Below are 24,361 nucleotides of genomic sequence, written 5' to 3' on the forward strand. Positions count from 1 at the left end.
TCTGCATATCTTAAACTATTCAACGCTTTGATTGATATTCTGGGAAATGTTGATAGCGTTCCAAAGATACCTTGCCCCCAGGTTCGACCGCAAGACCTTCTTCCTCGAGCAGCGTTCTTTGAGTATAGCGTCCTTCATGGTCCTGCATAGCAATTTCACCTTTTACGTTAACGATTCGGTGCCACGGAATCCCTTCTTTTTCACTCATGCTGTGGAGGATCCTCACTACTTGTCTTGCTCCCTTGGGACTGCCGGCCAAACGGGCCACCTGGCCGTATGACATCACCTTGCCTTGAGGAATACTTTTCATGATTTCAATTGCCTGTTTTGTAAACTCTTGCATGGTTCTTTTATGTCCCCTTTTTTATCTCTTCCAGAGATTTTTCATTCAGTTCTTCATAAAGTTCGCCGCTTTGGTAACGTTGAAGCAATTCTTCGACGAATTCGAACAGCTGAAGGTGTGCAGCTTCCACCGCCAATCCTCCGCTTTCTTTTTGGACCATGCGGTAGTATGCGGTCATTTTTTCGACTTGATCTTGAAACCCTTCCAAACTCGATTCTTCAGTCGGTTTAAAAGTAGTGTGTGCTGTTGGCTTCTTGGCTTCGTTCACATAAAGGAAATGCATTTGATCCAACTCTTGCACTTTTTGGTCAAATAAACGCTGTCGATCGTCGAAGCGATAAAAATTCCGCCAATATTCAAAAATGCTCTTCGCCACGCCCAAGCGTACCGCGCCATCTGCAGCATCCAATTGTTCCACTACACATAGATCATGCATAATTTTGCGAAGCGATTTTTTATATTCTCTTTCCACTACACCTTTATATTGAGTATATCTCATCTCATGGCCTCCCATATCATTTATTGTTAAATCAAATGTTGCGGTATCGCCGGACAATTTCACTATCGTTTAACGCGATGAATTGTTGATATAAATTCTCATTATGGATATATTTCCCGATATAAAAAGTGTAGGCTGGCCTATTGGCGATTTCTTTCTTCGCTTCCCCCAACTCACTGTCCACGCTGCCCCCGAGATGAAACTCTTCATAGTAATTATCCATACCCCATTCAGCTACTTTCATAAGCAGCTTGCGATCTGCTTGATAGGAGGATGCTTCCGGCAAATTTCCTTCTAAATGAAAGTGGATGATCTTTCCCATCCCCAAAACGTAGCATGCAGATATCAATTTTTCATTGTAATATGCACCAAAAAGATGAAGGTTCGGCCCTAACGAACTTACCAACGCTTCAAAATAGTCGTTTGTGAAAAAATAATAACTGTCTGCTTCTTCTCTTCTGCGGGCTTCTGAATAATACAAAACCAAAAACTCAAACATATGGTGGACAGTGCCCAACTTCCGGATATCGACATCATCCAAAATTAATGAGTTAGCACGTTCTTTGTGCCAAAGTTTCAAATCGATGGAATGACTTTCATAAATCGGCAATAACTGCACATGCCCTTTAAAGAAGTCGGCATTTTCACGCGAAGGATGGAAACGGATGAATTCTGCAATGATTTGTGCACTCTTGCAAAACTCGAGAAACTGTTCCCGAAATTCTGCTACTAGCGAAATACTGTCGGTACGGATTTTCAAAACTGGACCGCCATAACCGAAGGGTGTCGCTATATCGAAGCATCGAGGCTGTTCTTCATTTACAAGGCGTTTGATGAAAGGGTATGCCACTTCCCCGTGCTCGCTTTGAAAATAGAAAAGATACGCTTCTCCGGGATCCAATTTTAATGCACTCAAAAAATATTGCGTAGTGTAGTATATGTCTTGAATTTCTAAGGCATCGAGTATCTCCTGCCATTTTAAATGCTCTTGGATGGATACCAGCGTATACATAATTTCACCTCAATTTGACTAGCGGTCATTTAAAGACCGTCTGCAATTGCGTATTCTTTTTCTTTCCGTGCTGCGTAAAACGTCCTATGACAGCAACTAATTCGAAAACTAAACTCAGCACAATACCAGCTACAAGACCAGCTACAGCAGCAAGCGGCAAGAGTATCCCTAAACGATTATTTTCTTCAAGCGAACTGAAAGATGTTCCGGCCTTTAAAATGACACTGACATTATCGACTTTCAATAGGTTTTTGACTTCCTCCTGAAGACTGAATGCTATGGCGTTGGCTACGCCAGCAGCCTCATTTTTATCGGAAGCGGTTACTATAATATTAAGCACTTGGGAATTTTCCGGACGCTCGATGGCGACACGACTTTGGAGATCTGAAATTGAATAGGAGACATTCAGCCGTTCCAGAACTCGAGATAATACTGCTGGGCTTTTCGCTAAAACTTGATAGGCTTCAAGTGTTTGATAGTCAGAAGCCCGAACAGGATCTTGCCATGCTGTTTCAGTAGTTGGCGGTTCGATAAATACTTGGCTTGTCGCGGTGAATTCAGGCTCGTAGATAAATACTGAAACCAACCAAACAGCAAATACTGTAGATACGGTTGTTCCGGCAACAAGCAAAAAATTCCGACTGATGCAACTTAGTAGTTTCTGCTTCAATAAGCGCTCTCCCACCGATCCATCCTCCCTCCAAAAAAACACAAATGCAGTTCATATCTAAAAATTCAGATTATTCTAGTACCTTTATATCACACTTCATTGGTTCTTTCTACTCTTTTTATCGTTTTTTCTCAATATTTTTCAATAATAATAAGTATAAAGGCTTCTTAATTTACATTTTTTCTATCATTAGATTACGAAATGGTTATATAGAATCAATTTAAATCAGTGGATATTAACCTAATAAATATTCATCTTTTTCAATTTAGCAAATAGATTCTCCAGTACTACTCATGCAAGCACCTATGTGTATTGCTGGAGATTGCAAATATCAATACAAAAAAACCAGGAGGAGAATGGAAATCTCCGCCTGGTTTTTATACTCTATTTTATTCATTCCAAAAGCCGATAATGCCATTTCTTCTATAAATAATCTCTTTTTCCTCGAGTCGTTTCAATACTTTCGTCAAGGTTTGGTGAGAAATATTCAAGTCATGGGTTATTTCTTTAATTGTCTTGAAAAGAACCCCTTCATTGGAGGCATTCTTGATGAAGTATTCCATGAATCTTTCGCCAATTTCTGCTGTTCGAGCAGTTTCTGATGAAAAATAGTGGCGGCATTCCTTGAGGATCTTTTCCTCAGAAAATGGGCGTCCAGAATTGGTTACGTTTCTCTCAACTGCTTTCACGTTCGTCACCTCCATCTCCCTTTCTCAGGATAGTTCGTAGTTATCTATACCCGAATTACTGAAAAATATACACTGTATATCATTTTATCCTGTTAACTCCATTGAATTTTAATAAAAACCAAATAATGTATACTAACTTACCAGTTCCAAATCGCTTTAATTCAGTCCCATTTAACTAAAAAAAAGACAGGGACATGTCCCCGTCTTTTTGTCATTTATACTTATTCCGTTAGGTTTTCCCCATTTGCAATTCAATGAACGCTTTTAAAACATGTACGCCTTGTACGCAATCCGATAACGAAGACCATTCTTTCGGATTATGGCTGATGCCGTCTTGGCTGCGTACGAATAGCATCGCGACTGGAATATGCCTTCCTAGAATCATGGCATCATGGCCTGCACCACTTGGAATTCTGACAGGCTTGATGTTATGTTTCTCCAAAATACCGGCTAGTTCCTGTTGCAATTCATCCGCAATCGGTACAGGGGTGATGCTGGTGTTTTGTTGAAGATGTATCGCAACACCGTGCTTTTCCGCTACCTCTTCCGCCAGTTGCTGTATGCGTGAGACGAGCAAATCTCTTGGCTCTGTATGGATATCGCGCGCATCGACATGCAAGACGACACGCTCTGGAATGACATTAATGCCGTTTGGCGAAACATCGAGTTTACCGACTGTAGCAACCGCCGTATTGCTGACAGTGCGGGGAAGTTCGGGCAAGCGGCTGACAAACTCTCCTGCAGCTACTAAACTATCTGTTCTGCCAATCATCGGCGTATTGCCTGCATGTCCTGCAGAACCGGAAAACTCGACTTGCATCCACGCTGGCCCTGCAATGCCGCTGACGATGCCGACCGGTTCATCCTGCTGCTCCAATATTTTTCCTTGTTCGATATGGACTTCAACAAATAATTCAAGTTCTGCTAAATCACGGACAGATTGCTGAAAAGCTTTTAAAGAACTACCGTAGCTAGTCAGCACCTGCTCCAACCCTTCATTATTGTAGTCCTTCAATTGATCCATTTCCGCTTTAGTGATATCACCGGTCATCGCACGGCTTCCTGTCAATCCACTATTAAAGCGCGAGCCTTCTTCATCGGTGAAAATGATCATCTCATACGGTTTATCTGGAACAAATCCAGTTTCCTTCCAAGCTTCCACTACTTCGAGTGCCGACAAAACCCCGAGCGGGCCGTCAAAATTCCCTCCGTTCGGTACGCTGTCTACATGAGACCCTGAAGCAATGGCCGGACCGTGCGTCTTTCCTTCCAAGTACCCAAAAACATTTCCTGCTCCATCTTCTTTTACTTTCAGCCCAGCTTGTTCCATCCAGGACTTGACCAATTGCTTGGCTTGTTTTTCTTCAGCGGATAAACCAGGGCGTTTAACGCCACCTGGCTCGGTGTAGCCGATTTCCGATAACTCCTGTAACCTACAGGCCAAGCGCTCACCCTTTACACCTGAATGGTCCAGTGATGTGTCATAGGTTTTAAGCAAATCTTCATATACTGTACTATTTCCCATAAGCCCCTCCATTACCGTTTTCATTTTTTTCCAAATATGAATACGCGTATTGTGCCTATAATTCCGCACCTGTCGGAAGTGCATCTTCATCGATATTGAATCGGCCATGGTGATGGGCCCATTGGGTATCTTTTTCCGGATTCCCTGAACCGACTAATGCGAAACAACCTGGCGCTTCATCGAGAAAGAACGAAAAATCCTCTCCGCCCATAGTTGGATCTTCACTATAGAGTGCATCTTCTCCGAATGCTTCCGCTGCCACTGCTTGGGCGTGTTCTGCACTTTCCGTATCGTTAATCACTGCTTGCGTACCGCGAATATACTCCAACTGAGCAGTACCACCATATAACTCAGCTGTGTTTTTCGCATAGATTGCCAATTGCTCTTCAATATGATCACGGACCGACGGGTCAAAACAACGCACCGTTCCCTCGATGACCGCATTTTCGGCAATTACATTGAATCGTGTGCCGACCATCATTTTCCCGACCGTCACCACTGCTGGCTGCTTCGGATCGATTGTCCGCGAAACGATGGATTGCACATTCATGACGAATGAAGATGCCATGACTGATGCGTCGATGCAATCTTGCGGCATGGCTCCATGGCCGCCGCGCCCGGTAAACCGGACAGTGAAGATATCAGCGGATGCGAACGATGGCCCAGGTGTGCACGACACTTTGCCGGTTGGGCTTTGCGACCAGATGTGGATTCCAAAGACATTATCGACGCCTTCCATTGCCCCTTGCTTGACCATTGCGCGTGCACCCGTCGCTACTTCTTCTGCCGGCTGGAACAAAAAGCGCACCGTGCCGGAAAGATCCTCTTTAATCGAGGCAAGTGCTTTAGCCGCAATCAACAGCATTGCCGTATGCGCGTCGTGCCCGCAGGCGTGCATTTTACCGGGTTCTTTGGATCCATATGGCAAGTCTTCCGTCAGTTGATCTACCGACAACGCATCCATATCAGCTCTTAACGCCACCGTCTTGCCAGGTTTGCCACCAACCAGTTCACCGATGACACCCGTCGGTTTTGTTTTGCGGCACGCGATCCCTATATCCGCCAAATAGTTCACCACATATTCTGTTGTGTTGTATTCTTCCCAAGACAGTTCCGGCTCACTATGCAATTTTCTTCGGATGCTGATTAATTCTTCATTATGTTCGGCGATATAGTGTTTGATTGTTTGATGAATCACTGCAAAACCCTCCTATTTTTTAAAGGAATCCGACAAAGATGCCAGCCAGTATGACCGAAACGATCGTTACGGTAATAAATCCAGCCACGAGCATCGGCGGCAGCATGCGGCTCGTCAGCATTTCTCGCTCTGCCTCATCCTGAGTCAACGCATTGATCACTTCGACGGTGATGATATAGTCTGCCGGAAATCCGTACAATGCAGTCAATGAACAAGCAAATGCCATTTCCTTGCTGACTTTGAGGATTTTTCCGATGATGAATGAGAAGATATACATGCCGACCAGGCCGATGATGATACAGCCGATCAATGGATACAGGATTTCCAGCATCATTTGCGGCGTCGCCGTTTTTAAACCATCAAAGATGAACAGCAACAACGCCATGATGGCAAAGCCGAAGCCATTTGCCTTTTGCAGCGGGTGGCGTTCCAAAAATCCGATTGAACGGGCAAATACACCGAATAACAAACACAATACATATGGGCTGATTTCTACAACCGGTGCTGCCAGTGTCGAAGCTAAGTACGCAGCATAACCAACCAATGCCAAGCGGAAAAATTTAAAGAAATCGGTATTGTACTTTTCAGGCAGCGCAGCAAACATTTTCGGTTTCTCATCTTGCTGTTTTTCGCCATCTGCCCCGACCGCTAATGGCACATAATCCGGCAAATCATTGTTGCGGTATTTATGCAGCAAATTGCGCCCTTCTCTTTTCAGCATAACAGATGTCAGCGGATAGCCCGCAAAGCCTTGGATAACATAGATGACAATGGCAAACACCGCAAGTGTCGGGAGCCCTGCTGCAGTTGCGCCTTCCGACATGATCAATGCTGACACTAAACCGCCAACGAGCGGCGGAATGGCGACGATGACCGTTTGGAAATCAAAAAGCAGCGTTCCGATTGCCAACAGGAATACAACGATCCCCATGACACCCGACAAAGCGATTAAAATGGTACGCCACTGCTTTTTCAATTCGTCAAGCGATAACAAAGTCCCCATGTTCGTAATCAATAAATAAATGAGTAAAGTGGCTACGACTGGCGGTATGCCGCCGATCGATACAATATCTTCCGGGAAAAATGTCCAATATCCGATTAAGAACAGCACCCCACTAACAAAAATTGATGGAATCCAGGCTTTGGTTCGGATGGATATCAATTCTCCGATAAACAGGATAAAGGCCATAATGGCCAAGGCTAACATTTGCGGCATCATTGTTATTCCTCTCTCAACTTCAAAATATTATCTACTACATGATTTATTCGGAAGCTTTTTAGTTTTAAGCTATAGTAGCACACAATTTCGACTTCGGAAATAAAATTTATTGACTATTTCGAAATAACTTTAAATTAAACAAAAGTTCAGCGTAATGAAAACGCCTCCAATAGCGATATATTGCGTATTTAGAAAACCCTCAAACTTTTGATATGAAATTAAAAAACTTTTGCTGAGCCTCTGGTGTTCGTTGCATTAACAGGGCGGAGTTTAAGTTTAGACATTTTCTAGGAGAGGTATTGACTACAAGAAGCAAAAATAAGGAGGAGTTTATATTGAACGGCAAACATTATATAGATGGCGAATGGACCGATAAAGGCAACGATACGATCAAAGTCATGAACCCAGCGACTGGTGAACAGGTCGGCACCGTACCTAACGGCGGAGAAGCTGAAGCAACCGCAGCCGTCGAAGCAGCCGCAGCCGCATTTCCGGAATGGTCTAAAACGACCGCTTACGAACGCGCAAAATTATTGATGAAATGGCACGATTTGCTATTGGAGCATAAAGAAGAGATCGGGGAGATTTTAACAAAGGAAATGGGCAAACCTTTGAAGGAAGCGATCGGTGAAATTGAATATTCTGCATCGTTCATTTCCTGGTTCGCCGAAGAAGGCAAACGTGTTTACGGACGTACCGTGCCTGCGAGCAGCGATAGCAAGCGAATCCAAGTCACCAAGCAGCCGGTCGGTGTTGTCGCCTCAATTACGCCGTGGAACTTCCCTGCTGCGATGATGGCAAGAAAGATGGCGCCCGCACTTGCTGCCGGTTGTACTTTTGTTTCCAAACCGGCAAAAATGACGCCGCTCACCGCAGTCCGCGTCTTTGAACTAGCTGAAGAAGCCGGATTCCCGAAAGGCGTTATCAATTTGGTGACCGGCAGTGCGTCCAAAATCGGCAAAGTGTTCACGAGCCATCCATCAGTGCGCAAACTGACTTTTACCGGTTCGACGGAGATAGGCAAGGAATTGATGAAGCAAAGTTCGGAAACGATGATCAATTTGTCACTGGAACTTGGCGGCCACGCACCAATCATTGTGCTTGACGATGCGGACCTTGATAAAGCCGTTAAAGGCGTCATGGCTTCAAAATTCCGCAATGCCGGACAGACATGTGTTTGCGGCAACCGTATTTATGTCCAAGAAAGCATTGTCGACGCTTTTTCTGAGAAATTGCAAAAAGCGGCTGGACAATTAAAAGTCGGCAATGGCCTTGAAGAAGGCGTCGATATCGGCCCGCTGGTCGATAAAGATGGCTACGAGAAAGTTGAACGACACGTGAAAGATGCCGTCGAAAAAGGCGCGAAAGTGCTCGTCGGCGGTGATGGCAAAGCTGAAAATGACGCTTATTTCTACAACCCTACCGTACTCACCGGTGCAAATGAAGGCATGTTGGTCATGTTTGAAGAAACTTTTGGGCCGGTTGCACCGATCATGAGTTTCAAAACGGATGAAGAGGCCGTCAAGCTCGCCAACGATACACGGTTCGGCCTGGCGTCCTACTTCTTTACTGAAAGCATGACGCGTGGCACGTACTTAGCTGAACATCTGGAATACGGCATCGTCGGCTGGAACGACGGGGCCCCGTCTGCTGCACAGGCGCCATTTGGCGGCATGAAGGAAAGCGGTATCGGACGCGAAGGCGGCCAAGAAGGCTTAGAAGCGTTCCTTGAAACGAAATACATTTCTATCCAGCTTTAATGCAAATAAAAAAAAGCTCCGGAAAGCCAATGCTTTCCGGAGCGTTTTCGTTATGCGACGGTTTCTTGCGATTTGGTTCCGACAATTGCCGGCTTAGTAACCAAACTTTCATAATGAGGGAAGCGTTCACCGAGTGCTCTTGCAATTCTTTCCTCTTCACCGCTTTTCACTGGAATGAAAAGTGATGGGCCAGCGCCGCTGATGGCATAGCCGTAAGCACCGAGCTCCCGGCAAGCGGTTCCGATTTCCTGAAAATCCGGAAAGCGGTCTTGACGGTACGGCTGATGGAACACATCTTTGCTCATCAGTTTTCCCGCCTTTTTCCACTCGCCCCGCGCAAGTGCAGCGGACAATACGTTCGCTGCAGCGCTTCCTCGCACACTGTCACCATAGGACAGTTGTTCAGGCAGTAACGCTCTTGATTCCTCGGTTAGAAAAACGGCTTGTGGAATGAGCAGCACGACTCCGATATCCACTTGTTCCACATGCACCGTCTCGAGTTGTTCATCATCAAAATACGAAATCGTCAAGCCGCCGAGCAGCGAAGCGGAAATATTATCCGGATGTCCTTCCATATCTGTTCCGATACGCACTTTCTCTTGTGGCGTCATCTCCAGTCCGAGCAAGCGATCTGCTAATTCGATGCCCGCTGCAATCGCGGATGCACTACTGCCAAGCCCCCTGCCGAGCGGGATGTCGGTTTCGATTTCAAGTTTCGCCGTTGGCAGTGTTTTGCCGTAAGCAACGGCGGTATTACGTGCCGCCTGAAGGATCAAATTGTCTTCAGAGTCAGACAGATGTGCATATTCAGCCGTTCGGTATTCGAGCTGCCAAGCGTCTGCGGGAGAGACGTGAATGTTCAAATGGAGATCGAGCGCCAAACCGATCGAGTCAAAGCCCGGTCCGAGATTCGCTGTCGAAGCGGGTACCGCTATCGAAAAATCTTTCCAGCTCATACGCTGACCTCCTTTTTCAATGCCTCCCAAAATTGCTCCATGTTAGACGCTTCTAGCATGCCATCTTGTTTGCTGACCTCGATGGCAGTTGCCGGATCTTTCAATCCATTTCCTGTCAGGACACAGACGACCGTTGAACCTTTTTCAACCTGCCCGGCTTCCACTTGTTGTTTTAAACCAGCGATTGATGCACAAGAGGCTGGTTCTGCAAAGATTCCTTCTGTTTTCGCCAACAATTGGTAAGCTTCCAGGATTTTTTCATCGCTTCTAGCTAATATCGTGCCATTGGATTGGTCCAGTGCATTCAGCGCCAATTGCCAGCTTGCCGGATTGCCGATGCGGATCGCTGTTGCTACAGTTTCAGGCTGTTCCACGATTTTGTTTTGAACGATTGGGGATGCACCTTCCGCTTGCACACCGAGCAGCACAGGGCGTTTAGCGCCTGTACGTTCCGCATATTCACTAAAGCCTTTCCAAGCAGCTGAGATGTTTCCCGCGTTGCCGACCGGGAGTGCAAACAAATCAGGCACTTTCCCTAGCTGTTCTATCACTTCGAACGCAATTGTTTTCTGGCCTTCGATGCGGTAAGGGTTGACGGAGTTGACGAGTGCGATGCCCGGAGCTTTCCCGATTTCGCGTACCATTTCCAATGCTTCATCGAAATTCCCTTTGATCTCCAGTATTTCTGCTCCGTACATTTTCGCCTGTGCCAGCTTGCCAAGCGCGATGCGGCCTTCAGGAATGACGACAATTGTCCGCATTCCCGCTCTTGCACCGTATGCAGCAGCGGAGGCAGAAGTGTTTCCTGTAGATGCACAAACCAGCACGCTATTGCCTTCTTCTTTTGCCTTTGCGACCGCCATGACCATTCCGCGGTCTTTAAACGACCCTGTGGGATTGGCGCCTTCAATTTTGGCGTATACCTCGATACCCCACTCTTTTGACAAGGTCTCTAGATGCACAAGCGGCGTATTGCCTTCTTGCAATGTAAGTGTTGGGGTAGCGTCCGTCACCGGAAGCCACTCTTTATATTGTTCGATCAGTCCAGGCCATCTCATGCTGCGTCCTCCCCTTCAATGCGGTAATGGCTAATGACGCTCGCCATGCTTTGCAATTCATTTAATACGTCCAAATGCTGTTGGCGGGAAATTTCATGTGTTTGCAAGATCAGTTCCGCTTTGCCATCGTTTTCACCAGTTGCCGGTGTCTGTGTAATCGACTGGATGCTTGCGCCGTGCTTGCTGTAGATTGCACTGACTTTTGATAAGACGCCGACCACGTCATCGACGAGCAGACGGTGGAAATATTTCGAGCAGCTTTTCTCTGCCGGCTTGATGAGGCGTGCGTACTGAGCGGAGTGTTTCCGTTTTCCGTTAACGCCGAGCAAAAGATTGCGGCAGGCTGCGATGATATCCGAGACAACCGATGTTGCTGTCGGCAAGGAACCTGCACCTGGTCCGTAAAGCATCGTTTCGCCGACGGCATCCCCGTAAATGTATACGGCGTTGAATTCGTTATTGACTGCCGCGAGCGGGTGGGTGTTTGCCAGGAAGATCGGTTCGACGGACACGTCGATTCCATCTTCATCTTTAGTCGAAGATCCAACCATTTTCATTGTATAGCCGAGCTTATCGCCCATTTCGACATCGCCGTCTTTAATCGTTTCCATACCGCGGATGTGAACGTCGCCCAAGTTGACCTCAGTGGAAAAGGCGAGCGACGAGAGAATGACCATTTTGCGGGCTGCATCCAGTCCCCCGACATCAGCAGTCGGATCGGCTTCCGCAAACCCGAGACGTGTCGCTTCAGCTAATGCATCTTCATAGCTTTTCTTTTCTTGCTTCATTTTCGTCAAGATGAAGTTGGTTGTACCGTTGACAATTCCCATCATGCTCGAAATTCGGTCAGACGCCAAACCATCTTCAAGTGTACGGATAATCGGAATGCCCCCTGCTACACTTGCTTCATAAAACAAGTCGCATTTTTCATCATCCGCCAATTTTAAAAGCTCATGGCCATATTCTGCCATAACATCTTTATTTGCCGTAACGACTTGCTTGCCGGATTTCAGCGCTTGCTCCATCGCGGATTTCGCGCCTTCCATGCCGCCCATGACTTCTACAATGATGTCGAGGGAAGAATCATTCAAGATTTCTTCGATATCCGTCGTGAAGACATTCGGATCGAGGTCCGAAAACCGATCTTTGCCGGCATCCCGCACCAATACTTTTCGGATTGCAACTTGGGCACCCAGTTTATGCTGCAAATCATCCTGATGCTGCTGGATAATCTTAGCAACTCCACTCCCAACTGTTCCGAAACCTAATAATCCGATTGAAATTTCATTTTTCATTGACGATTCCTCCCATGGTGTGTACACTGTGAAAAAACAGTTGTTTTTGTCATAGAGACATTATAGTATTATATATTAACTAAAACAACCCTTTTTCCAGACTATTATAAAAGATGGGACTTGATACGATGAAAGTATGCAAATTCGGTGGAACTTCAGTCGCTAGCGCACAACAAATCAAAAAGGTCGCAAGCATCATCCAAGCAGACCCCGCTCGCCGCATTGTGGTCGTCTCCGCACCCGGCAAACGCTTTAGCGGAGACACAAAAGTAACCGACCTATTGATCCGCTTGGCAACAGCCGCGCTCTCAGGCGAACCGGTCCAGCATGCTTTGCAGTCAGTGATCGACCGCTATGCGGAAATAGCCGATGAACTCGGGCTCGAGCGCGATATTATCGACATCATCCGCGCTGACCTGTCAAGCCGTTTGCGCGCGGACCCCGGCCAGCATGATTTGTATATCGACTCGATCAAAGCGGCGGGCGAAGACAATTCCGCAAAACTGATTGCCGCTTATTTCACTTCCATCGGATTAACAGCAGAATATGTCAATCCAGCGAAGGGCGGTCTTTTCGTCAATGAGCCGCCTGACCGGGCACAAGCGCTGCCGGAGTCCTATGAATTGCTGTCTGCTCTGGCGGACAAACCGGTCATCACCGTATTCCCAGGGTTTTTCGGCTATACAAAAGGCGGCATGCTCCGCACGTTCGACCGCGGCGGGTCCGATATTACCGGGTCGATCCTGGCAGCTGCTGTCAAAGCCGAACTTTATGAAAACTTTACCGATGTCGATTGTGTATTTGCCGCAAATCCTCAAGTGGTCGAAAACCCCGTCGAAATCGAACAAATGACTTACCGCGAAATGCGCGAACTTTCGTATGCCGGTTTTGCCGTGCTGCACGACGAAGCGCTGATGCCTGTGTTTCGTGCCTCTGTACCGCTATGCATCCGCAATACGAATAACCCGTCTGCGCCCGGAACGATGATCGTCGCAGAGCGCAGTAGTTCCTCGCGGCCAGTGACAGGCATTTCTGCTGATAGTGGCTTCTCGACATTATACGTCAGTAAATACTTGATGAACCGCGAAGTCGGCTTCGGCCGCAAACTGCTGCAGATCTTAGAAGATGAAGAAATCTCCTATGAGCACATCCCTTCAGGCATCGATAATTTATCGGTCATTCTCCGCAGCCATCAGCTTGATACTGAAAAAGAAGCGCGCATCGTGGAACGAGTAAAACGTGAATTACAGGCTGACGATGTCCACATCCGCAACGACTTTTCGATGATCGTGCTCGTCGGCGAAGGCATGAACAACCACAAAGGTCTAACTGCACGTGCATCCGCTGCATTCGCGCGGACCGATGTCAATATTGAAATGATCAACCAAGGATCATCCGAGGTCAGCCTCGTATTCGGCATTTTAAAAGCGGATGAAGAAAAAATCCTCAATGAATTGTATCAAGAGTTTTTTGCACCAGCTTTGATCAGGTAAACAAAGAAGCACACGGCATCAGCCGTGTGCTTCTTTTTTATGTTCCCTCAAACTTTCCATTCCACAAGCAATGGACCCTCTTCTCCGTATACCGGGTCTTGACGGGGCAGCGGAACGTTCTGAATGTCTTCTAGCACATACGGCCGCTCATCCGCTTCGCCTGTTTTCAGATTGTATTCGACACCACCCGGATAAGCACCGGCGATGCGGAAATCACTGCTGGCTTCCAAGCATTTATGGCCTGTCCCTGCCGGCAGGACACATACATCCCCTGCTTTAACGGCTAGGATTTCTCCTTCTTCGCCGCCCAGCTGCAAGCGGGCTGAACCGCTCACGACACCGAGCGCTTCATGGGTATTGCTGTGGTAGTGGTGGTAGCCAAAGACGCTGCCTTGCCACGTGTTGCCCCAGCCATGCTGTTGAAAAGATTGCTCAATCTTTTCTGGCTGCGCAGTGAATGCACCGGGATAAAAAAGCACAGGCAGCGATGGATTGTTCGGGATGCTGCCGTCGTCTTGAAAACGGAAAAGTCGAGCATCGTTCATCGGTATCAGCTCCTTTTCCTTTCTTTACCCGCTACACCTGTGCTTATGCGTGTTTATTTGTATGAAGCGGCGTAAATTGAGTAAGCAGCAAATCCTCCAACAGAACAGGCAATTCCTCAAAAGCGCTTTTGCGGTTCAATCGTTCCGTCCGCTGATGCGCATCGCGACCGAACGGCCCGACGTTCAACACCGGCGCCTGCAGTTTGTGCATTTCTTCAAACGGTATGCTATAGCTTCTGCCGTACACCGGCGTGTTTTGCTCATATGTTTGCCAGCCATCATTTTGGTCTTGGAAATTGACGTAACTCAAATCCGAAATCCCGTTAAAGTAATGACCTTGTTTGACTTCCAAATCAAAACGACCGAGCGCAGTTTCCTGCACTTGTTTGACACAACGTTTGACCAGTTCGGATTCGCTGGAATTGACCGGCGGATAATACGGCGGTGCAAACAGCAAGATGACCGCAGGCGTCAGCTCATGGCATTGAATCAGCAATTGGTCTGTGATGGCATGGGACTGCTCCCGCACATCGTGGTCGACATCTTCCGTGACGTTCGACATGATTTGTTCGACCGTTTTTACGCCTAACTTCTCTAATGCATATTCCTTCAATTCTTCAAAGCGGAACACCTTCACTTCATTGACCGGCTCGATGCCTTCGCGTGTACACATCTCGACGTAATCACGGCTCATTTTATGAAGTGCATTTCTTGCCGTCTCTTCAAACAGCCGCATCGTCTGTTCTGCATTGCGTTCAAGCAAAAAGACATTATACATCGACACCGCACGATATGGCGTCTGTGCGGAATATTCCATTTTCACGTCGCGCTGCAATACGGTGACCGGGAGCGGTGACGTTTCTCCGAAAAGCGTCTCACGGAATGACGGATTCCAGCTCATCTCTTGCGTCAAATACGACGCCATGTAATTTGATGTCAAACCGCTTAATGGTTCGCCGACATGCGTTTCCTTGCCGTAGAACAAAGCACTCGGCATGATTTTCCCGATGCTGCCCGTATACACTTTAAAATCCTGTTCATTTGGGTCTTGAGCGAATACCGGTTCACCGTTCAAGAACAATGAATAGGTCAAATCATGTTCATCAGCCATTTCCAAAAGCGTCGGCACTGCATGGCGCATGCCATTGGAATTGACTTCTTCATCCGGTACTGTCAACAAAACCAAATTGATTGGCCACTGTTCTGTCGACGCTTTTTCCAGCAGCGCCATATGCAGGGCAAGCCCTGCCTTCATATCCATAACACCGCGTCCGAACAAATAATTCCCCGACTCCAAGTCTTTTAGCACATCTTCGTTGAGCATTTCTTTGCGGTCATGCAGTGCACGCGTCAACAACCGTGGACTGGTCGATAGCGGGCGCAAGACGCCGTAATCTTCGGTCGATACCGTATCGAAATGGCTGATCAGCACCACCGTATGTTGCGCTTGTTCATGCTTGTACAGTGCGGTCAGAAACGTTCTGCCCCAGTTGACTTCCCCCAGCTCCAAATGATCCGGATTTTGTTTAAAATACTCCAACTCGCCAAGCAAGCCCTTGAGTTTTACTGGGAACTCTGCTTCTCCTTGTGTTAAATAAACACTTTCCCAGCTGACCAGCTCACATACCAAGTCCTCCAATTTCTCCGGAGTATCCCAGAAACGTTCCATCATAACCAATCCTTTCGTTTTCCATATACTTGAAATGACACAAAAATTCAGTTCATTTATTCCATATGAAGCAATGATATTCCTGGCGAATGACTAAAAAAGCACACGACTGTAAATTGAATTCAGCAGCTGAGTCTCCAAACAGCCCGGGCGGTTTTACGCGGCGGGCTGTCTCATATTGCTGTTATGCTTGTAGTTTAAGTGTGTTGACAAAATTCTCCAAGCGGTCCATTCCTAGCTTTAATACCGGCATGCTGTATGCATACGAAATGCGCAGGAAGCCTTCTCCGTATTCGGTGAAAGCTGATCCGGGTACCGCTGCCACGCCGCCTTCTTTCAATAAACGGATGGCAAAGTCATAAGATGATAAGCCGAATTTTTTTACGGACGGGAAAATATAGAATGCACCCGTCGGCATGACGACATCAATCCCCATCTCCGTCAGCCGCTTGTAAACAAAATCACGGCGTTCGATATAGGCTTTGTTCATTTCAGCCGGCACATGGCGTTGATGCACAAGCGCTTCAATCGCCGCGTACTGTGAAGGGGTTGATGCGCAGATCGCGTTGTACTGATGGACTTTCAACACATGCTGCATCACTTCCACAGGCCCTAAAATAAAGCCGATGCGCCATCCGGTCATCGAATGGGATTTCGATAAGCCATGCACAAGAATGGTTTTCTCACGCAAGTTTTCAAAGCAGGCGAATGTGCAGTGGGCACCGCCGAATGTATTTTCACTATATATTTCATCCGCCACGATAAACAGCTCGTGGCGTTCGAAAACTGTTTTTAAAGCGACCAACTCATCCATCGTCATGGTGACGCCTGTAGGATTGGATGGGAAGTTCATCAAGACCGCTTTGGTGCGCTCGGTGATCAGTTCTTCAAGCGCATGCGGATCCGGTTTGAAATCGGTTTCCGATGTATCCAAGTAGACGACTTTGGCGCCGCATAGTTGCACTAGCGGCTCGTAGCCCGGGTAAGTCGGCGCCGGCAAAATCACTTCATCGCCTTCTTCCAAAATCGTCCGGAATACGGAATCAAGCCCTTCGCTTGCGCCGTTGGTGACAATGATTTCATCTTCTGCACGGTACGATAAGCCATAGCTGTCTTTGAAAAACGATTGAACGGCCTGGCGCAGCTCCACCGCGCCTGCATTGTGAGTGTAGCTCGTCCGATCATTGCGGATGGCCTCGGCCCCTGCCTGTTTAACCGCTTCAGGTGTAGGAAAATCCGGCTGGCCGATCGTCAAATTGACCGCATCGGGATAAGCCGGTATTTGATTGGCGAATTGGCGGATTCCCGAAATCCGAATCGACTCAACTCGTTTATTTAGTTTCATGCTCATGGAGAATCAACCTTTCTGCAACTAGCAATGGCTTTTGTGAATAATTAATAGCGTAGTGAATGATTTTAGACAAGTATGGTACCTATATAGATTATACATAGCCACGTTTTTTCTAGCTTGAACGTGACCCCGATCACTAAAATGATAGACTTTGAGTCGGCTCGTTAATTTGTCCACTACGTGCAATAATACATGAAGAGTGAGTTAAATGACGAGCGGATTGTACCAAGCTCAAGGAAAATTTATTGCTGTTTAACCGTATGGATCGAATGCTTAATTTCATGCTGGAGTTTGGGTGCGGAATTGTTTAGGTCCCCTATCATATCTGGCGGCAAGCTGTGGGTTGAGTTTTCGCACCGAATCAGGGAGTGCGCCTGTCTAACTCATTATGTATTCGTGTCCTTAGAAATGCTTCATTGCAGGGTTTAGGATTTAGCTATTTATGGGGTTCGTCGTCTTTTTGATGTTCAAGGCGCCTTATTGTGCCGTTGATATTGGTATACTTGTTTCATGCAGCCTAGACAGGGCTCGCGAAGAAGGACGGGATGAAATGAAACAAGTAACGCCATCAGGTGAATTTATCTATACATATGCATATCATCAAGACGAAAAAGACTTATGCCAGCTAGAGATGCGTGCTTTTTTCGGCAAGGATACAGAAGAGAAAGTCGTCAAAAGCAAGCATGGTATTGCACCGGGCCGGAGCCCATTCATTAAAGAGCGGATTGAAGTATTATTTGAAGGCGAGGAACTGCCACATATTTTAAAGCAAGCTGCTGAAATTGATATGAACGATTCTACTTTCAAAGTGATTTTCCCAAAAATCAACGGATTGGCCACAAGCGATAAAGTGGAGTATGCAGAAAAACGGGAGATTGAGCGGCAGATCGGTTTCGTCATCACCGGGAAAGCCGATGTCCACAACCCGGATGTCACTTTCGGTTTGATTCCGTTTGAGGGCCGCTGGTATTTCGGCTTCTACGAACTCAGTGAGTCTATCTGGTTTAAACACCAGAAAAAACCGCGCGAATACTCGACTGCATTAAGCACGAGAGTAGCGCGGGCGCTAGCCAATATTGCAGTGCCAAATCCTGTGGGAGTCAAAGCGATCGACCCGTGCTGCGGCATCGGGACAGTGCTGGTCGAGGCCTTATCGATGGGCATCGACATCGTCGGCCGCGATATCAATCCGCTCGTCGTCGACGGTTCAAGGGAAAACATCGCACATTTCGGCTTATCTGGAGCGGTCGACTTAGGTGCGATTGCGGATATCGATCAACAATACGACGTGGCCATTATTGATATGCCTTATAATCTGTATACTCACGCGACATCCCTTGAACAACAGGACATCCTGAAACACGCATTGCCGTTCACCGAAAAACTGCTTGTCGTCACCATTGATCCGATCGACCATATGATAGAAGGCGCAGGCTTCACGATAACCGACCGATGCATAGCAAAAAAATCCTTGTTTCTGCGGGAAATACTTGTATGCGAGAGAACGGACAAATTCTTCCAATTTGCCGGAGAATTGCAACAAGCATAATATATCAGCTAACAAAAAAATCACCTGGACAATTTTGTCCGGGTGATTTTTCTGTTCAAGCCTGACTCAAGTTCTCCTATTGCAATTCTTGAACCGCATAAGAAACCATTTCATAGCGCAGCCCTACACGAACCACCGTAAACGTCAGGCGAAGATCATTGCGATCAGCCAAATGCTGAATCGGGCCGTTTCCTTGGTAAAGATTGACCGCATAATAATCATTGCCCACTTTCACTTCAATCACACGCCCATCCGCCAATCCGAAAGGTTCTTCTGTCGTGAGTTCAAGCACTTTGCCAGTGATTTTAAGTGGTTGGAGCACTTGCAATTCACCACTTGGCAAGGTGATTGTGCTGCCGAATTTATTGCGCAAAGTATACTTCGTATCGCCTGACTTCACGTAATAAGTCGCAGAAGTCCGATGAATCACTCCGACATCTGGATTAAGCGTCAACACTTGCCCAATCATGATCAGGTCTGATTTTAAATTGTTCATCCGCTTGATGCTGTCGATTGAAACACCGGTCCGTTTGGAAATGGAATACAAAGTATCTCCTTTGACCACGCGGTAATTTCGGTTATCCAAATTTTCCTGGTTTCCAGACCATGCTTGGTTTTTGTGCGGAATGGCGATTTTCTGGCCGGCGATGATATGAGTGCTCTTGGTGAAGTTAGCCGCCATCAGCTGTTCAACGACCAATCCATACTTTTTCGCGATGCTGTAGAACGTGTCTCCTTTTTGGACAATGTAATAACTGGCCACTTCAGTAGCAGCGCTCGGTGTCATCACTGGTCCTGCAAGTGCAGCGGACGAGACTAACGCAAACGATAAGAGGATTTTGGACATTCGTTTCTTTCCTTTTGAAGACAGCGGCTCTTCGTTTTTGGCTTGAGGGACACGGTTCAAATGAAGTTTACTCATCTTACCTCCCTACTTTCCATTTATATTTTTATCATCACTACTTAAGTACCCCTTTACGAAAAATAACAATCATTCATTTGTTATTTTTCTGATATTTTAAAACCATATCCCCCTTGAACTTTCACGTTTTTTCCATTCCTATACGACAAGAGACATGATATATTCCTTTGCTAATAAAATCAAAAAGTCCCTTAAATATTTTCGGTGAATAAAAACACGCAAATTCGCGAGAAATTCTCTCTACCTAGGTATAGATTTCTCAATTGAAGTGATTTCTATTTTAAATAATTGGGTCATTAAACTTCCTTCCTCTCTTAAAATAAAATCCTCGTCAGTTCAGCTGCTTATGAACCTTAATTACTATTCAAATCCACTTAATTCATTTTGGGACGCTTAAGCATATACCTTGGCGGGGAACCGTAGATTTGTTCAGCTTCAAAATAAGCTAGTTCACCTGAAACACATGAAACAATTGAGGGAAAACCATAACCGACAGCATGTTTTAATGCCTCTCGAAGCGGCAATTGTTTTCCATCTATTTTTTCGTTGTAGGACAATGAATAGCACTCTTTGTCAGCGCCGTTGTTCATAAGCAATTCGTAAATGTCTTGGGGATCTGAGTTAGGTGGTGGAATTTCAATCATGTATTTGCCTTTCAACATCCTTTGATATTCATGGCAAAGCCGGTTCAAGGCGTGATCTCTTTTCTTTGACGAAAACAATTCATGAAGCACTCTGTCCTGAACACTTTTTTCGAAAAAAGATTTGACTATCAATTGTTCCATTTCTTTATTCATCTTGATCCCCGCCCCTCTTATTCACCAGTTCGCTTATCTAAATTCAAATGATTGGTACGAAGTTTGCCTATTATCAATATATATTCATCGCTATTATGCGGTTTTAAGATATATTGTAAATTGCTGATATACCTTTTCGATATTTTCATTGGACCTGAGTACCGCATTTTTATTTATGCCATGCACCAGCGCCTTCAGCAAATCCTCAATATGGCAAAGCTCTCGGTAAACGACTCCCATTTTTAACTCAGAGCCTTTTTCGCGAATAGTTACAGACAAGTTTTGTTGTGTAATCCATTCGAATTCCCATATGTATTCAACCGGTTCCTCCAACATGACAAAGTCAATTTTCTTCCTTGGAAATGGAGCCAGACCTGGTACTATCTGATAAACTGCGTGCAATAATTGCTCTAAAGGATCGCCAAGTATATAGGAACAAACAAATTCGAATTTGCTGCTGCCAATGCACAAATGGCCAGAAGCCCATGACTCGCCCTGTAACCAGTTGTACTGGAACTCTACATTTTTAGACATCTGTAATGGCTCCTTTAGTTTATTATGTTTTTTGGTATAAGCCGTAAACATATTCAGTAACTGGCACTTACATTTCCGATGGCAATCTAGTTGAATTTGTTAGGTTGGTTTTTGTGATTTGATTGTGAAGTGCATTTGCCGCAAAATACCCGAGACATGCACCTATCGTATTTAACAGTAAATCATCCACATCAAATGTTCCTCTCGCTGTAAGAAATTGGAGAACATCAATTAGTAAACTTGCCGAAAGAATCATTTTACATGCAAATGTAAATCTAATTTTTTTAAGCCGCAAGTAAACGGCCAGTGGCACGAGAAGCAGCAGATTAACCAATATAGCTGGTATGAAAATAGAAAGATTCACTTCGGCAGCATAGCTGATGAAATTGAAAGGTATAAAATTAAAATCTCTCGAGGTCTCATTACCTTTAAATAATGTTATTGAAGCTAACAAGATGAAATACAATATCATTGCTAAATCCACATAGACAGAGTCAACTTTAAATTCTTTTAGCAAAAACTTTATGCTGACAAAAATGATGAAAGCGAGCAAGATCCTGCCAACTAGATAAGGCACCGGTGAATTAACAAAAGTCACTATTATTTCATCAATGATGTAATACATTAAAAATTGGGATGCCAGCAGCGATATAAAAATAAGTATGATATTTTTAAGCAGATTCACATTTTCACCTCATCGAGAATATTCTCATCCCTATATTTCATCAAAAAGGTTTCTGGAAATCAGACTTTCCTTGACCATGCGCTAGTTAAAAACTTTGTCAGCTTATTGGCCAGTGGGCTCAATTAACACAGTAAAACGAGGAGTTGGATTGAGGATGAACCTAGATAATGTGTCAATTAGAAAAATGAACCATGCCGACCTTGAAACGATGGCTCGATGGCTTAGCACAGAAGCGGTTTTGAAATTTTACGGAGATGTAAATTCTCCATTTTCGTTGCAACAAGTTGAGAAAAAGTATGGGCCAAGAATAGATGGCGACGTCTTAGTAGTTCCATTCATAGTCGAGTTAAATGGCGCTCCAATAGGTTTTATGCAGTATTACAAAATTGAGAAGTGTGAACAGCAGACGTTCGGCTATCCTGCAAACTTAGATGTATATGGAATAGACCAATTTATTGGCGTGCCCAGCCTCTTTAACAAAGGCTTAGGAACTATCATGGTGAAAAAATTCATTGTTTCTATAGTTGAGACAACAGATGCTGACCTCGTTATTCTAGATACGGCTATTTCCAACCCTCGCGCAATAAGGTGTTACGAAAAATGCGGCTTTTCAAAAATGCAGAAAATCAATAATGGGCGCAGTTGGTTAATGGCGATGCAAACTTCTTCCCAGACATCTGCCAATCTTTAAATACAGCTTCTCCCTGCCTTTCTCACTAAGCCCATTCATGGCCATGCTTTAGAATGAATTTAATTTCATTTTGATAATGTTCAACATGTCCTTGTCCGACCATCTTTTGAAAGGCTATATCGCCTTCATCCGCTTTTCGCGTTATCGTTTTGCATAAACCTTCTAATCGAAGCATCACCATTTCTAAATAGTTTTCTTCCACCGGCTCCCCGTAAGCTTCAAAAAACAACTCCACTCGCTGTTTTATACGATCTGCATCTTGAGCAGAATCGTAATGCGCTTTTTCCTCGAAAGTATTGGACAAACTATATCTACTTAAAGGAATGCACGTGTAAAGAGTATAAGCGATATCCCAAAGCCTTGGACCGGGTCCGGCATTATCGAAATCAATGATAGCTACTGGTCTCTTATCTTTAAAAATAATATTGTAAATAGCAAAATCATTATGACATAGCACTTCATGATTTGATGGTGTGTTATCTAATGGTTGCCAAGTATTATCCACTGGAAAGTCACTTGTGGAATCATGATAACGTCGAAGCATTTCTGCTATTTCCTTTAAAGCATTGTTTGACCACATATAGTCTTTGACGGGATAGTTGCCTGCTTCCCCTTCAATATATGTTAAAATTTCTCTTCCGTCTTTATCCACTCCTAAAAATTGTGGTACTTGAGTAAAACCTTTACTCTGTAAGTGTTTTAACAAGCCATGGATTTTTCGGCTTTCCGGCTTCAAGTCACGATGTACCATGTTTCCTCTACGATAAACATCCGATACATTTCCACCTGTTAACTTCAATTTGTCTTGATCATTGGACATTCTATTGCCTCCCTCGCAATCCTTTAGTATTCTGACTCACGCGTTTTGAAGTTGACTTGCAATAGAATACCCTATATGTTTTTCCAGTTTTATGAGTGCTAGTTTTATTCACCACACAGACAGCCTGGTCCTGCCGTCGTTTTCATCGGTGATGTATTCAATATCTTCAAATCCACAGGCTCTCGCATTGTTTATTAGCAATTGAATCGTATCCTGATTTTTGCAATATATTGTGACATAGATAGTGTCAACCACCAGCAGGACCAGTTGGCAATTACTCACTATAAAATCTTCAAATGTTTCCACACGCCCCACTTCATTATGTCGATAGGCTTGTAAATCAACGGAAACGAGGTAATGTTTGTTCGTTTCTATTCGATTTTTCAGTTCTGAGCCTTCGATAATGTTTTTCTCGCTCGGAAAAAGTTCTTTATCCACTCGGCCCCAAATCACCGCATATGATTCGCCGCTTCCAATTTGCCAATCAAAAGCAGCGATATCAATTGGTTTGAGTATGCCCTTAAGATAGTTGCCATAGTTGTTAGGAATTTCAAAGCTGACTCCTCTTGTCATAGGTTCATCTCCTTAAGATTACGGGTGCCACACATTTAACGGAGTGAGTTTACAGGGCTTAACGAAAAAGAATATTGAAGGTAATAATGTATATTAGAGTAAACTCCGTCAGCTTTTTAATTTTTATGGTCATTTCCTCTTTTCGTTCAAGTATATTGAATCCCCATGCAAAAACAGTTCTTTTAGAATCTACTTTGTAAGTGGCTAACAGTAAAAATAAAACCCATTTCATCGGCTTGAAATTCCAATGGAACGAGTTTTTTACGAGGCTCTTTATTTTTCGAAAAATGATTCTAGAAGAGCCGGAACCCCGTACACGGGTGCATCAATTTTTTGAAGATACATGCCGAGTCCTACAACAAAAACTATAACTAGAACTGATAAAACCAATTTCACACTTTCTCGAGACACCAGGCCCTCGCTCCTTAAATAGACTGTAACTAAAAAATGAATTCAATAAAGGCACTGATTTAATAGTTTAGTTATTAATAGAATACCATCAGAATTT

24 protein-coding genes are annotated in these 24,361 nt (G+C 45.1%); 4 read left to right on the top strand and 20 right to left on the bottom strand.

Annotated elements, in window-relative coordinates; genetic code table 11:
• Positions 1 to 19 precede the first annotated feature (19 nt).
• The 8 genes from ACFO5U_RS07570 to ACFO5U_RS07605 all read right to left on the bottom strand — a co-directional run bounded on the left by ACFO5U_RS07570 (position 20) and on the right by ACFO5U_RS07605 (position 7,152).
• Positions 20 to 343: an MGMT family protein gene (locus ACFO5U_RS07570; protein WP_377278076.1), complete on the bottom strand. Its 324-nt coding sequence runs from the start codon at positions 341 to 343 to the stop codon at positions 20 to 22.
• A gap of 7 nt (positions 344 to 350) precedes the next feature.
• The gene (locus tag ACFO5U_RS07575; RefSeq protein WP_377278078.1) at positions 351 to 842 is read right to left on the bottom strand and encodes a hypothetical protein; all 492 of its coding nucleotides are present in this window, start codon (positions 840 to 842) and stop codon (positions 351 to 353) included.
• Between the two features lie 31 nt (positions 843 to 873).
• Positions 874 to 1,854: a GNAT family N-acetyltransferase gene (locus ACFO5U_RS07580; RefSeq protein ID WP_377278080.1), complete on the bottom strand. Its 981-nt coding sequence runs from the start codon at positions 1,852 to 1,854 to the stop codon at positions 874 to 876.
• A gap of 25 nt (positions 1,855 to 1,879) precedes the next feature.
• Positions 1,880 to 2,524 carry a YveK family protein gene (locus tag ACFO5U_RS07585; RefSeq protein ID WP_377278082.1) on the bottom strand — a complete coding sequence of 215 codons (645 nt, stop codon included), beginning with the start codon at positions 2,522 to 2,524 and terminating at the stop codon, positions 1,880 to 1,882.
• Positions 2,525 to 2,913: 389 nt separating this feature from the next.
• Positions 2,914 to 3,213, bottom strand: a complete 300-nt coding sequence (locus tag ACFO5U_RS07590; protein WP_377278084.1) for a MarR family transcriptional regulator — start codon at positions 3,211 to 3,213, stop codon at positions 2,914 to 2,916.
• Between the two features lie 229 nt (positions 3,214 to 3,442).
• Positions 3,443 to 4,738, bottom strand: coding sequence for a Zn-dependent hydrolase (locus tag ACFO5U_RS07595; protein WP_377278086.1), 1,296 nt, complete (start codon positions 4,736 to 4,738; stop codon positions 3,443 to 3,445).
• A gap of 55 nt (positions 4,739 to 4,793) precedes the next feature.
• A complete protein-coding gene (locus ACFO5U_RS07600; RefSeq protein WP_377278088.1) occupies positions 4,794 to 5,936 on the bottom strand; it encodes an amidohydrolase in 1,143 nt (380 codons plus the stop codon).
• A 19-nt stretch (positions 5,937 to 5,955) separates the two neighbouring features.
• Positions 5,956 to 7,152 (bottom strand): hypothetical protein, encoded by a 1,197-nt coding sequence (locus ACFO5U_RS07605; protein ID WP_377279475.1) that lies wholly within the window; start codon positions 7,150 to 7,152, stop codon positions 5,956 to 5,958.
• Between the two features lie 338 nt (positions 7,153 to 7,490).
• Here ACFO5U_RS07605 and ACFO5U_RS07610 point away from each other — a divergent pair, with 338 nt between their 5' ends.
• Positions 7,491 to 8,915 carry an NAD-dependent succinate-semialdehyde dehydrogenase gene (locus tag ACFO5U_RS07610; RefSeq protein WP_377278090.1) on the top strand — a complete coding sequence of 475 codons (1,425 nt, stop codon included), beginning with the start codon at positions 7,491 to 7,493 and terminating at the stop codon, positions 8,913 to 8,915.
• Between the two features lie 50 nt (positions 8,916 to 8,965).
• Here the strand turns inward: ACFO5U_RS07610 and thrB are convergent, their stop codons facing one another.
• From thrB to ACFO5U_RS07625, 3 genes are read right to left on the bottom strand one after another with little or no spacing between them, the layout of a single operon-like run.
• Positions 8,966 to 9,871 (bottom strand): homoserine kinase, encoded by a 906-nt coding sequence (gene thrB / locus ACFO5U_RS07615; RefSeq protein ID WP_377278092.1) that lies wholly within the window; start codon positions 9,869 to 9,871, stop codon positions 8,966 to 8,968.
• Positions 9,868 to 10,929 carry a threonine synthase gene (gene thrC / locus ACFO5U_RS07620; RefSeq protein WP_377278094.1) on the bottom strand — a complete coding sequence of 354 codons (1,062 nt, stop codon included), beginning with the start codon at positions 10,927 to 10,929 and terminating at the stop codon, positions 9,868 to 9,870. Before thrC ends, thrB begins: the two co-directional genes overlap by 4 nt.
• The gene (locus ACFO5U_RS07625) at positions 10,926 to 12,224 is read right to left on the bottom strand and encodes a homoserine dehydrogenase (RefSeq protein WP_377278096.1); all 1,299 of its coding nucleotides are present in this window, start codon (positions 12,222 to 12,224) and stop codon (positions 10,926 to 10,928) included. The genes thrC and ACFO5U_RS07625 overlap by 4 nt, the downstream gene beginning before the upstream one ends.
• A gap of 128 nt (positions 12,225 to 12,352) precedes the next feature.
• On the opposite strand from ACFO5U_RS07625, the gene ACFO5U_RS07630 reads away from it, so the two are divergent.
• Entirely contained in the window at positions 12,353 to 13,717 is a 1,365-nt protein-coding gene (locus ACFO5U_RS07630; RefSeq protein WP_377278098.1) for an aspartate kinase, read from the top strand.
• 47 nt (positions 13,718 to 13,764) lie between these two features.
• Here ACFO5U_RS07630 and ACFO5U_RS07635 read toward each other — a convergent pair whose 3' ends face one another.
• From ACFO5U_RS07635 to ACFO5U_RS07645, 3 genes are all read right to left on the bottom strand, one after another.
• A complete protein-coding gene (locus ACFO5U_RS07635; protein WP_377278100.1) occupies positions 13,765 to 14,262 on the bottom strand; it encodes a cupin domain-containing protein in 498 nt (165 codons plus the stop codon).
• Positions 14,263 to 14,305: 43 nt separating this feature from the next.
• On the bottom strand, positions 14,306 to 15,934 hold the full coding sequence (locus ACFO5U_RS07640; protein WP_377278102.1) for a M20/M25/M40 family metallo-hydrolase: 1,629 nt from the start codon (positions 15,932 to 15,934) through the stop codon (positions 14,306 to 14,308).
• Positions 15,935 to 16,115: 181 nt separating this feature from the next.
• The gene (locus ACFO5U_RS07645) at positions 16,116 to 17,282 is read right to left on the bottom strand and encodes an aminotransferase class I/II-fold pyridoxal phosphate-dependent enzyme (protein WP_377278104.1); all 1,167 of its coding nucleotides are present in this window, start codon (positions 17,280 to 17,282) and stop codon (positions 16,116 to 16,118) included.
• 550 nt (positions 17,283 to 17,832) lie between these two features.
• Between ACFO5U_RS07645 and ACFO5U_RS07650 the strand changes: the two genes are divergently transcribed.
• Positions 17,833 to 18,831, top strand: a complete 999-nt coding sequence (locus ACFO5U_RS07650; RefSeq protein WP_377278106.1) for a TRM11 family SAM-dependent methyltransferase — start codon at positions 17,833 to 17,835, stop codon at positions 18,829 to 18,831.
• A 76-nt stretch (positions 18,832 to 18,907) separates the two neighbouring features.
• Here the strand turns inward: ACFO5U_RS07650 and ACFO5U_RS07655 are convergent, their stop codons facing one another.
• From ACFO5U_RS07655 to ACFO5U_RS07670, 4 genes are all read right to left on the bottom strand, one after another.
• Positions 18,908 to 19,753, bottom strand: coding sequence for a LysM peptidoglycan-binding domain-containing protein (locus ACFO5U_RS07655; protein ID WP_377278108.1), 846 nt, complete (start codon positions 19,751 to 19,753; stop codon positions 18,908 to 18,910).
• A 374-nt stretch (positions 19,754 to 20,127) separates the two neighbouring features.
• Positions 20,128 to 20,550 carry a hypothetical protein gene (locus ACFO5U_RS07660; protein ID WP_377278110.1) on the bottom strand — a complete coding sequence of 141 codons (423 nt, stop codon included), beginning with the start codon at positions 20,548 to 20,550 and terminating at the stop codon, positions 20,128 to 20,130.
• A gap of 93 nt (positions 20,551 to 20,643) precedes the next feature.
• Positions 20,644 to 21,084, bottom strand: a complete 441-nt coding sequence (locus ACFO5U_RS07665) for a hypothetical protein (RefSeq protein ID WP_377278112.1) — start codon at positions 21,082 to 21,084, stop codon at positions 20,644 to 20,646.
• 67 nt (positions 21,085 to 21,151) lie between these two features.
• Complete coding sequence (locus ACFO5U_RS07670; protein ID WP_377278114.1) at positions 21,152 to 21,769, bottom strand: VanZ family protein; 618 nt, start codon at positions 21,767 to 21,769, stop codon at positions 21,152 to 21,154.
• A gap of 154 nt (positions 21,770 to 21,923) precedes the next feature.
• Between ACFO5U_RS07670 and ACFO5U_RS07675 the strand changes: the two genes are divergently transcribed.
• The gene (locus tag ACFO5U_RS07675; protein WP_377278116.1) at positions 21,924 to 22,460 is read left to right on the top strand and encodes a GNAT family N-acetyltransferase; all 537 of its coding nucleotides are present in this window, start codon (positions 21,924 to 21,926) and stop codon (positions 22,458 to 22,460) included.
• 25 nt (positions 22,461 to 22,485) lie between these two features.
• Here the strand turns inward: ACFO5U_RS07675 and ACFO5U_RS07680 are convergent, their stop codons facing one another.
• Together ACFO5U_RS07680 and ACFO5U_RS07685 are read right to left on the bottom strand one after the other, a co-directional pair.
• On the bottom strand, positions 22,486 to 23,280 hold the full coding sequence (locus ACFO5U_RS07680) for a phosphotransferase enzyme family protein (protein ID WP_377278118.1): 795 nt from the start codon (positions 23,278 to 23,280) through the stop codon (positions 22,486 to 22,488).
• Positions 23,281 to 23,388: 108 nt separating this feature from the next.
• Positions 23,389 to 23,853: a DUF2691 family protein gene (locus ACFO5U_RS07685; protein WP_377278120.1), complete on the bottom strand. Its 465-nt coding sequence runs from the start codon at positions 23,851 to 23,853 to the stop codon at positions 23,389 to 23,391.
• Positions 23,854 to 24,361: the final 508 nt, after the last annotated feature.

This window comes from Planococcus dechangensis, assembly GCF_042654465.1.
GTDB lineage: Bacteria > Bacillota > Bacilli > Bacillales_A > Planococcaceae > Planococcus > Planococcus dechangensis.

Bases quoted from the DNA above. Each gene is read 5' to 3' on its own strand.
- ACFO5U_RS07595 (WP_377278086.1), bottom strand. From the start codon at position 4,738: ATGGGAAATAGTACAGTATATGAAGATTTGCTTAAAACCTATGACACA.
- ACFO5U_RS07675 (WP_377278116.1), top strand. From the start codon at position 21,924: ATGAACCTAGATAATGTGTCAATTAGAAAAATGAACCATGCCGACCTT.
- ACFO5U_RS07635 (WP_377278100.1), bottom strand. From the start codon at position 14,262: ATGAACGATGCTCGACTTTTCCGTTTTCAAGACGACGGCAGCATCCCG.
- ACFO5U_RS07660 (WP_377278110.1), bottom strand. From the start codon at position 20,550: ATGAATAAAGAAATGGAACAATTGATAGTCAAATCTTTTTTCGAAAAA.
- ACFO5U_RS07645 (WP_377278104.1), bottom strand. From the start codon at position 17,282: ATGAGCATGAAACTAAATAAACGAGTTGAGTCGATTCGGATTTCGGGA.
- ACFO5U_RS07640 (WP_377278102.1), bottom strand. From the start codon at position 15,934: ATGATGGAACGTTTCTGGGATACTCCGGAGAAATTGGAGGACTTGGTA.
- ACFO5U_RS07685 (WP_377278120.1), bottom strand. From the start codon at position 23,853: ATGACAAGAGGAGTCAGCTTTGAAATTCCTAACAACTATGGCAACTAT.
- ACFO5U_RS07665 (WP_377278112.1), bottom strand. From the start codon at position 21,084: ATGTCTAAAAATGTAGAGTTCCAGTACAACTGGTTACAGGGCGAGTCA.
- ACFO5U_RS07625 (WP_377278096.1), bottom strand. From the start codon at position 12,224: ATGAAAAATGAAATTTCAATCGGATTATTAGGTTTCGGAACAGTTGGG.
- ACFO5U_RS07630 (WP_377278098.1), top strand. From the start codon at position 12,353: ATGAAAGTATGCAAATTCGGTGGAACTTCAGTCGCTAGCGCACAACAA.
- ACFO5U_RS07655 (WP_377278108.1), bottom strand. From the start codon at position 19,753: ATGAGTAAACTTCATTTGAACCGTGTCCCTCAAGCCAAAAACGAAGAG.
- ACFO5U_RS07605 (WP_377279475.1), bottom strand. From the start codon at position 7,152: ATGCCGCAAATGTTAGCCTTGGCCATTATGGCCTTTATCCTGTTTATC.
- ACFO5U_RS07570 (WP_377278076.1), bottom strand. From the start codon at position 343: ATGCAAGAGTTTACAAAACAGGCAATTGAAATCATGAAAAGTATTCCT.
- thrB (WP_377278092.1), bottom strand. From the start codon at position 9,871: ATGAGCTGGAAAGATTTTTCGATAGCGGTACCCGCTTCGACAGCGAAT.
- ACFO5U_RS07650 (WP_377278106.1), top strand. From the start codon at position 17,833: ATGAAACAAGTAACGCCATCAGGTGAATTTATCTATACATATGCATAT.
- ACFO5U_RS07575 (WP_377278078.1), bottom strand. From the start codon at position 842: ATGAGATATACTCAATATAAAGGTGTAGTGGAAAGAGAATATAAAAAA.
- ACFO5U_RS07580 (WP_377278080.1), bottom strand. From the start codon at position 1,854: ATGTATACGCTGGTATCCATCCAAGAGCATTTAAAATGGCAGGAGATA.
- thrC (WP_377278094.1), bottom strand. From the start codon at position 10,929: ATGAGATGGCCTGGACTGATCGAACAATATAAAGAGTGGCTTCCGGTG.
- ACFO5U_RS07680 (WP_377278118.1), bottom strand. From the start codon at position 23,280: ATGTCCAATGATCAAGACAAATTGAAGTTAACAGGTGGAAATGTATCG.